Raw genomic sequence first — 8,533 nt, 5'->3', positions numbered from 1 at the left:
CATGCAGGTTGGCGAGTTTCAGCCGCGCCTCCAGATCGTTTTCGTCCGCCGCCACCCGCGCGCTCAGCGCAGCCTCGTCCGCGTCCGCCGTGCCGACGAACTGTAGCCGGGCCTTGAGTTGCTGCGCACGCGGATCGGCATCGTCCGGCACGCTCGCGAGCAGGCGGCGGGCTTCGTCGGCTTCGCCCAGATCGAGCATGATTTCGGCGGCATCGAGCCGTACGCCGACATGCGCGGGGGCGAGTCTTGACGCATCGGCCAGCCGCTGCAGCGCGGCCGAGGCATCGCCCGCAAGACGCAGTTCGGCGGCCTGCGCACGCAGCTCGTCCGCCGGGCTCGGGACGAGGCGGTCGAGAAAGGCGCGCACCTCACCTTCCGGCAGCGCGCCGGAAAACTCGTCGACCGGCTCGCCGTCGATGAAGGCCTTGACGCTGGGAATGCCGCGCACCGCGTAACGCGCGGCGAGTTCCTGGTTGTCGTCGGAGTTGATCTTGGCGAGCAGGAACTTGCCGCCGTATTCCGCAGCGAGTTTTTCCAGGATGGGTTTCAGCGATTTGCACGGGCCGCACCAGGGCGCCCAGAAATCGACCACCACCGGACGGTGCTTCGATTCTTCGAGGACGTGTTGCTGAAAGTCGGCAAGGTTGACGTCGAGTGCGTGTTCGGACATGGTGACTCCGCTTCAATCGCCGGCTTGCATCGATCCGGCTTAAATCAGACTGCCTTAAATCTGCCTGGCCAGCTCGGCCGCCATCCCGGTATAGGACGCCGGCGTCAGCGTTTTCAGGCGCACCTTCTCGGCATCCGGAATCGTCAGGCCGTCGATGAAGCCGTGCAGCGTGTCGCGCGTGATGCCGGCCTTGCCGCGCGTCAGCTCCTTCAGCTGCTCGTAGGGGTTGGCGACGCCGTAACGCCGCATCACGGTCTGGATCGGCTCGGCCAGCACTTCCCAGTTGGCGTCGAGATCGGCCGCCAGCGCAGCCGGATTGGCTTCGAGCTTGCCGAGTCCGCGCAGGCAGGATTCGTAGGCGAGCAGGCTGTAGCCGAAGCCGACGCCCATGTTGCGCAGCACGGTGGAATCGGTGAGATCGCGCTGCCAGCGCGAAACCGGCAGCTTTTCCGCCAGATGCCGCAGCACCGCGTTGGCCAGCCCCAGGTTGCCTTCGCTGTTCTCGAAGTCGATCGGATTGACCTTGTGCGGCATGGTCGAAGACCCGACCTCGCCTGCCTTGAGCTTCTGCTTGAAATAGCCCACCGAGATGTAGCCCCAGACGTCGCGATTGAGGTCGACGAGGATGGTGTTGGCGCGCGCGATCGCGTCGTACAGCTCGGCCATGGCGTCGTGCGGCTCGATCTGGATGGTGTAGGGATTGAAGCTCAGTCCCAGCTCCATGACGAAACTGCGGGCGAAGTCTTCCCAGTCGAGATCGGGATAGGCCGACAGGTGCGCGTTGTAGTTGCCGACCGCGCCGTTGATCTTGCCCAGCAGCTCGACCGAGCCGATGGTGTCCCACGTCCGCCGCAGGCGGTAGACGACATTCGCCAGCTCCTTGCCGACGGTGGTGGGCGAGGCGGGCTGGCCGTGGGTGCGCGACAGCATCGGCAGGTCGGCCAGATCGTGCGCCAGATCGGTCAGGCGCGCAATCAGCTTTTCCAGCGCCGGCAGCAGCACGCCGTCGCGCGCGCCTTTCAGCATCAGGGCATGCGACAGGTTGTTGATGTCTTCCGAGGTGCAGGCGAAATGGATGAACTCGGCTACCGCGGCGATTTCCGCGTTGGCCGCGGTTTTTTCCTTGAGGAAATATTCCACCGCTTTCACGTCGTGGTTGGTGGTGGCCTCGATGGTTTTGACGCGCTCGGCATCGGCCACCGAAAACGTGTCAGCAATGCCGTCGAGCAAGGCGATGGCCGCGGCGGAAAACGCCGGCACCTCGGCGATGGCCGGCTCGGCGGCCAGCGCCTTCAGCCATTCGATCTCGACGATGACGCGGTATTTGATCAGGGCATACTCGCTGAAGAAATCGCGCAGCGGCGAGGCCTTGCCGCCATAGCGGCCATCCAGCGGAGAAAGAGCGGTCAGTGCATTGAGTTCCATCGTGTCATCCCGTGTTATCCGTTATTCAGTGATTGGTCCCTGCGGCGCGCCATGCCAAACGGTCCGCCTGTCGCGCCGCATTAAACGGTCCGCCTGTCGCGGACGGCCTGTGCCAGCGTGCCGCTGTCCACATATTCCAGTTCGCCGCCGGCCGGCACCCCACGCGCCAGCCGGCTGACCTTGAGGCCGCGCGCTTTCAGCAGCTCGCCGATCGTGTGCGCGGTGGCTTCGCCTTCCGGCGTGAAGTTGGTCGCCAGGATCACCTCCTCGACCACGCCGTCGAGCGCACGATTGATCAGCCGTTCGAGGTGGATCTCGCGCGGGCCGATGCCGTCGAGCGGAGAGAGGCGTCCCATCAGCACAAAATACAGGCCGTCGTAGCTTTGCGTGACTTCCATCATGTTGAAGTCGGCCGGCATTTCGACCACCGCCAGCTGCCGTTTGTCGCGACGCGCGCTGGTGCAGACTTCGCACACCTCCGCCTCGGAAAAATTGTTGCACAGGCGGCAATGATGCAGATGCGTCAACGCATGGTGGAGCGCCCCGGCAAGCTGCTCGGCGCCGCGCCGGTCGCGCTGCAGCAGGTGATAGGCCATGCGCGCCGCCGACTTGGGGCCGACGCCCGGCAGCACGCGCAGTGCGGCGATCAGGTGCTCCAGTGCGGCGGGCTGCACAGACAGCGCCTCAGAACGGCAGTTTCATTCCCGGCGGAATCGGCAGGCCGGCGGTGACGCTGCCCATTTTCTCCTGCACCGTCGATTCGACCTTGCGCACCGCGTCGTTGACCGCGGCGGCCACCAGGTCTTCCAGCATTTCCTTGTCGTCGCTCATCAGGCTGGGATCGATGGTGACGCGGCGCACGTCGTATTTGCAGGTCATCGTCACCTTGACCATGCCGGCGCCGCTCTGCCCCTCGATTTCGATTTCGGCCAGCTTGGCCTGCATCTTGGCCATGTTTTCCTGCACCTGCTGGACCTGCTTCATCATGTTGCCGATGCCGCCCTTCATCATGTCGATTCTCCTAATGGCTGTATGGTTGAGGCGTCGATCTGGCCACCGAACTGGTCGACCAACTCGCGCACAAATGGATCCGATTCGATTGCGGCCACGGCCTCGGCCTGGCGCGCTTCCTTGATGCGGGTACGCACCTGCTGCGGTGTCCGCTCGGCGGCGGCGCCGATCTCGAACCTCACGTCAAGCGCCGCGCCGTATTTTTCGCGCAGCGACCCCACCAGCTTGTCCTGATAGGTGCGATCGAGCAAATGCTTGTGCGCTTCACCCACGCGCAAGCTCACCGCATTGCCCGTCTGCGATACCAGTTCGCAGTGGTCGGCGAGCATCTTGGCCATACCGCCGAGGCGCAGTTCGGACACGACCTTGAGCCAGTCCCAGTCGCCGCGCGGCACCGCCTGCGGTGCCGCAGGAACGGCCGGCACGTCGACCTGATAGGCGGGCGATGGCGGCGACTCGGCCGGCACGGCTTCTACGCGCGGTGCGGCAGGCGCAGGTTGCAGGATGGCGGGTGCGACGGCACGCGGCGCCGGCTCGCCCCCGGCAACGGGCACCGCACGCCCGCGAGCGGCGCGATCCGCCGGCGCCGCGCCCGGGGCGAAGGCCAGCATGCGCAACAGCGTCATGCAGAAGCCGGAAAACTCATCCGGCGCATACGCCAGGTCGCGCCGGCCGTTCAGCGCGATCTGGTAATACAGCTGCGCGGTTTCCGCATCCAGCTGCGCGGCGGCGGCCTGCATCCGCTCGGCGTCCATGCCGGCTTCCACCGTGCCCGGCGCGTGCAGCAGCAAAGCCAGCTGGGTCAGCAGGCTGCCCAGGTCCTGCAAGGCCGCGTCGAAGGCGATGCCGCGCTCGGCCAGCTGGTGCGCCTGCTGCAGCAGCGCATCGCCGTTTTGCGCCGCCAGCGCGTCGAGCAGATCGAACAGGTAATCGCGCCGCACCGTGCCGAGCATGGCCTCGACCGCGGCCGCTTCCACCGTGCCGCCGCCATAGGCGATGGCCTGGTCGGTCAGCGACAGCGCGTCGCGCATGCTGCCGGCGGCGGCGCGCGCCAGCAGGTTCAGCGCAGCCGGCTCGCTGGCGACGTGTTCCTGCGCCAGCACCTCGCCCAGATGCTGCGCCACCAGCACAGGCGGCATCGGCTTCAGGTTGAACTGCAGGCAGCGGCTCAACACCGTGACCGGAATCTTCTGCGGGTCGGTGGTGGCGAGGATGAACTTCACATGTGCGGGCGGTTCCTCCAGCGTCTTCAGCATGGAATTGAACGCCGGCTTCGACAGCATGTGCACTTCGTCGATGATGTAGACCTTGTAGCGCCCCACCGTCGGCGCGTACTGCGCGTTGTCGAGCACCTCGCGCATGTTGTCGACGCCGGTGTTCGACGCCGCATCGAGTTCGAGCAGGTCGACGAAGCGGCCGGCGTCGATCTGGGTACAGGACGAACACGCGCCGCAGGGCGTCGCCGTGACGCCGGTTTCGCAGTTGAGGCACTTGGCGAGGATGCGCGCCAGCGTGGTCTTGCCCACCCCGCGGGTACCGGTCAGCAGATAGGCATGGTGCAAACGCCCCTGGGTCAGCGCGTTGGAGAGCGCCTGCACCACATGCTCCTGTCCCTTGAGGTCGGCGAACGCGCGCGGCCGCCATTTGCGCGCCAGCGCAAGTGCGGGGGATTCGGAGTCGCCGAAGAGATCAGTCATGGGCTTAGGGGCCAGGATCTAGGGGCTAGGATCTAGGTGAATGCGAAGCCGGCATTCGTGGGGTACTCCCACGAACCCTAGCCCCTAAATCCTAGCCCCTGAAGAATTAAGTGGCGAGCCAGAACCCCGGCACTGGCATCGGTCGCTGTGGCTGCTTCCTTCCGGACCTGACCCGATTCACGACTTAGCCATGCGGGGAGGCCCGCCACGCGCATTTTAACCCGGAAGCGCGCTTATTCCTCATCCGCCGGCGCGCTGAGGCGGCGTTTTTTCACCGCGTCGGCCAGCATCCGCAGCAGCGGGACGGTGTCGTCCCAGCCGATGCAGGCATCGGTGATCGACTTGGCGTATTCCAGCGACTGGCCCGCAACCAGATCCTGGCGGCCGGCATTCAGATGGCTCTCGACCATGGCGCCGATGATGCGGGTGTCGCCGCCGGCCACCTGCGCTGCGACATCGGCGGCGACATCGATCTGGCGCTGGTACTGTTTGCTCGAATTGGCGTGCGAGAAATCGATCATCAGTTGCTGGCGCAAGCCGGCCGATGCCAGCTCGCCGCATGCCAGGCTGACGCTCGCCGCATCGTAGTTGGGCGCCTTGCCGCCGCGCAGGATCACATGCGTGTCTTCGTTGCCGGAGGTGCTGAACACGCCGACATGGCCCGACTTGGTGATGGAGATGAAATGGTGGCGCGCGGCGGCCGCCTTGATCGCATCGACCGCGATGCGCAGGCTGCCGTCGGTGCCGTTCTTGAACCCGACCGGACACGACAGACCGGACGCCAGCTGACGGTGCGACTGCGACTCGGTGGTGCGCGCGCCGATGGCGCCCCAGCCCACCAGATCGGCGATGTATTGCGGCGAGATCAGATCGAGGAACTCGGTCGCGCAGGGCAGGCCGATTTCGTTGATTTCCAGCAGCAGCTTGCGCGCCAGCCGCAGCCCCTCGTTGATGTCGAAGCTCTCGTCCAGGTGCGGATCGTTGATGAGGCCTTTCCAGCCCACGGTGGTGCGCGGCTTTTCGAAATACACGCGCATGACGACGATGAGCTCGTGCGCCAGTTCGTCGGCCAGCGGCTTCAGTTTGCGCGCATAATCGAGCGCGGCGGCCGGGTCGTGGATGGAACACGGGCCGACGACGACGAACATGCGGTCGTCCGCCCCGCGCAGCACGTCATGGATGGCACTGCGGGCTTGCGCCACGCGTGCCAGCACGGTTTCGCTGGCGCGCAATTCGCGCATGATCTGCATTGGAGCGAGCAGTTCGCCGCTTTGCTCGATGCGGGTATCGTCGGTTCGGGTGGCAGACATGTTCGGGCTCCGTTGATTTAGGTTGATCCGTGCCGGCGGCGTAAACAAAAAAACCGCCAGCGGACTGGCGGTTTCGTTGAGGCGCGCCGTTCGTTTCAGCGCCTCCCGACCGCCTGCGGCGTGGGATAAAAGCGGCTAAAAAAGAACTCTGCGGCACGAATCATGCATGGCAGTCTACCAAAACTGGAGGGAGCTCGCCAAGCATCCGCGAGCCGGCCGGAGTCAGACAGCGCGGGGGTGCCCCCCCATCGGGCAAACGCGACAAGCAAAAGGGAAGAGTGTGGAAATGTTGGCTAACGCGACAGAGATTCGGCATCCCGCGCAGGAGCTGCGACGCGACAAGCGCTTTCAGGTTTCGCAGGCAGCCATCATCACCCAGCCTGGGCATACCGAAATCGCCTGCGAGATCCGCGATTTCTGCCTGGGCGGCCTGTTCCTCAAGTTCACCAACCCCGAAGCGGCGATCGCCTCGCTGGCCAGGCGCGCGGATGCCGAGGTGGAAATCGTCTTCACCCCGGCCTCGATCAATACCAGCCAGACCTTCCGCGTGCCGGCGCAGCTCAAGCGCCTGAGCCCGCTCGGAGTCGGCGTCGCGTTTGTGAGGCAGCCGGTCGATGCGCTGCGCGCGCTGCAAAAACTGCGCATGGCCGGGCACCGGCAAAAACTCGCCGCCCTGCCCCCGTCGCACGCGCACCCCCAGCTACGCGAAGCCAGCAGCGCGTTGCTGAGCGAAACCCTGCTGCAGGTGCACGACCAACTGATGCGCATGCTGGGCGACAAGCTGAGCACGGCGGCGATACACGCCTCCGGCATTGCCGAACACAGCGGACTGCTGAACGCCGTCCACGAATTCGGCAAACACGCGGCAGCCGTGCAGACCCGCTTTGTGCAGCAGGTGCTGGATGCGCTGCGGCAGGCCCGTCCGGTGCAAACCCAGGCCACCCGCGACACGATGGACGGCGGACTGGCCCTGGTCGACGAACTGGATTTCGAGGACTGGCTGGCCACCTCGTCCGAAGCCAACAAGCTGGAGGAACTGTTCTGCGAACAGCTCGCCGATATCGAACCGCGCATCGGCCAATTGTTCGACTTTGCCTGCGACCACAGCAACAACCCGTTCGGGCCCGCCGTCATCGGCCACGCCTACCGCAGCGCGCTGCAGGACGTTCCGGTACCGGCACGCGCACGGCAGGTCGCGTATGCCGCGTTGCGCGACGTGCTGTCCGAGCAGCTGGCTGCGCTGTATGCCGAGTTGCTGGCGCTATTGCCCGTCTCGCAGGCCGAGATCGCGCAGCAGCCCATCGCGCCGCCGCAATCCCGGCACGCCGTTCCACCGGCGGCGCCTGCTGCTGCCGCCCCTGCACAAGCCGAATCCCCGGCTCCTGCCGCGACGGTGCCACAGGGCACCCTCGGCCGCCTGACCGGCTCGCTGCTGGATTTTTTCCGTGGCCAGCCCGCCCCTGCAGCCCCGCCCCCCTCGGGCGCAGCGCCCGCCGCCGCGGTAGGCAATGCCATGCCGGGTTATGCCGGGCCGGGTGCGGCGGCCGGCGGCCAACCCGCGATGGCGGGCGCGCCCGGCGTGGCCCGCTCGCCGGTGCTGCAGCGCCTGGCCGCCGCCGGTGCGCTGCCGTCCGCCGTCACCCACGAAATGCAGCGCTCGGTCGACATGTTCGGCGCGCTGTTCGACACCATGCACGCCGAGAAATCGGTCAGCGAGGGCATGCGTCCGTTCTTCCAGCAACTGGAAACCAGCCTCATCAAGCTGGCGATGTCCGACCCGCAATTCCTGAATTCGCCTGCCCACCCGGCGCACAAGGTATTGAACACGCTCGACCGCATCAGCATGGTGGCCGGCGACGACGGCAAGATCACCGACCAGCGCCTGCTGCGGCTGATGAGCCGCTGGACCGACCGCATCAACGCCGAGGCCGACAAGAATCCCGGCGTGTTCGAGGAGGCGCGCACCCAGCTCGAACGCGTGGTCAAGCCGCTGCTGAACGAGCGTGCCGCGCGCGTGTTCCGCCTGCAGGAAATGTGCGAAGGCCGCCAGCGCGCCGAAGTCGTCAAGCAGCGCATCCTGCGCGAACTGCTGGCGCGGCTGGGCGAACGCCAGATACCCAATGCTGTGATCGAACTCCTCAATGGCGGCTGGCGCAATGTTCTGCTGATGGCCGAGGTACGCCACGGCGCCGATAGCGACGAGGCGCGCGAAGCCTGGCAGGTGCTGCAGCAGCTGTGCGCCTGGCTCGACCCCGAGCTGTCCGACCCGCCGGCTGCGGCGGACATCCAGACCCTGCTGCAGCGCATCGACCAGGCGCTCACCCGGGTGTGCGCCGACAAGTTCGCGCAGGACTGCATCGTCGACCAGCTTGCGGCCGCGCTGTTCGACGAGGACAAGTCGCTGCATCAGCACACCCCGG

At 66.2% G+C, this 8,533-nt stretch carries 7 protein-coding genes and 1 other RNA gene; 1 reads left to right on the top strand and 7 read right to left on the bottom strand.

Features of this window, described 5'->3' with window-relative positions; translation table 11 throughout:
• From BGO62_RS09315 to BGO62_RS09285, 7 genes are all read right to left on the bottom strand, one after another.
• On the bottom strand, window positions 1–670 hold a 670-nt coding region (locus BGO62_RS09315), incomplete at its 3' end, for a thioredoxin domain-containing protein (RefSeq protein WP_296641637.1).
• A gap of 54 nt (window positions 671–724) precedes the next feature.
• Window positions 725–2,095 (bottom strand): adenylosuccinate lyase, encoded by a 1,371-nt coding sequence (gene purB, locus BGO62_RS09310; RefSeq protein WP_296641635.1) that lies wholly within the window; start codon window positions 2,093–2,095, stop codon window positions 725–727.
• A gap of 80 nt (window positions 2,096–2,175) precedes the next feature.
• Window positions 2,176–2,769, bottom strand: coding sequence for a recombination mediator RecR (gene recR, locus BGO62_RS09305; protein ID WP_296641633.1), 594 nt, complete (start codon window positions 2,767–2,769; stop codon window positions 2,176–2,178).
• Window positions 2,770–2,779: 10 nt separating this feature from the next.
• Complete coding sequence (locus BGO62_RS09300; RefSeq protein WP_363924099.1) at window positions 2,780–3,106, bottom strand: YbaB/EbfC family nucleoid-associated protein; 327 nt, start codon at window positions 3,104–3,106, stop codon at window positions 2,780–2,782.
• A complete protein-coding gene (gene dnaX / locus BGO62_RS09295) occupies window positions 3,103–4,803 on the bottom strand; it encodes a DNA polymerase III subunit gamma/tau (protein WP_296641632.1) in 1,701 nt (566 codons plus the stop codon). The genes BGO62_RS09300 and dnaX overlap by 4 nt, the downstream gene beginning before the upstream one ends.
• A 109-nt stretch (window positions 4,804–4,912) precedes the next feature.
• Window positions 4,913–5,010: signal recognition particle sRNA small type (gene ffs / locus BGO62_RS09290), an RNA gene on the bottom strand.
• 26 nt (window positions 5,011–5,036) lie between these two features.
• Complete coding sequence (locus BGO62_RS09285) at window positions 5,037–6,113, bottom strand: 3-deoxy-7-phosphoheptulonate synthase (protein ID WP_296641631.1); 1,077 nt, start codon at window positions 6,111–6,113, stop codon at window positions 5,037–5,039.
• Window positions 6,114–6,399: 286 nt separating this feature from the next.
• Between BGO62_RS09285 and BGO62_RS09280 the strand changes: the two genes are divergently transcribed.
• On the top strand, window positions 6,400–8,533 hold a 2,134-nt coding region (locus BGO62_RS09280), incomplete at its 3' end, for a DUF1631 family protein (protein ID WP_296641629.1).

This window comes from Thiobacillus sp. 65-1402, from assembly GCF_001897685.1.
Classification (GTDB): Bacteria; Pseudomonadota; Gammaproteobacteria; order Burkholderiales; family Thiobacillaceae; genus Thiobacillus.
The sequence above is the reverse complement of the archived record's forward strand: the minus strand, read 5'-3'. Positions and strand labels throughout refer to the sequence as shown.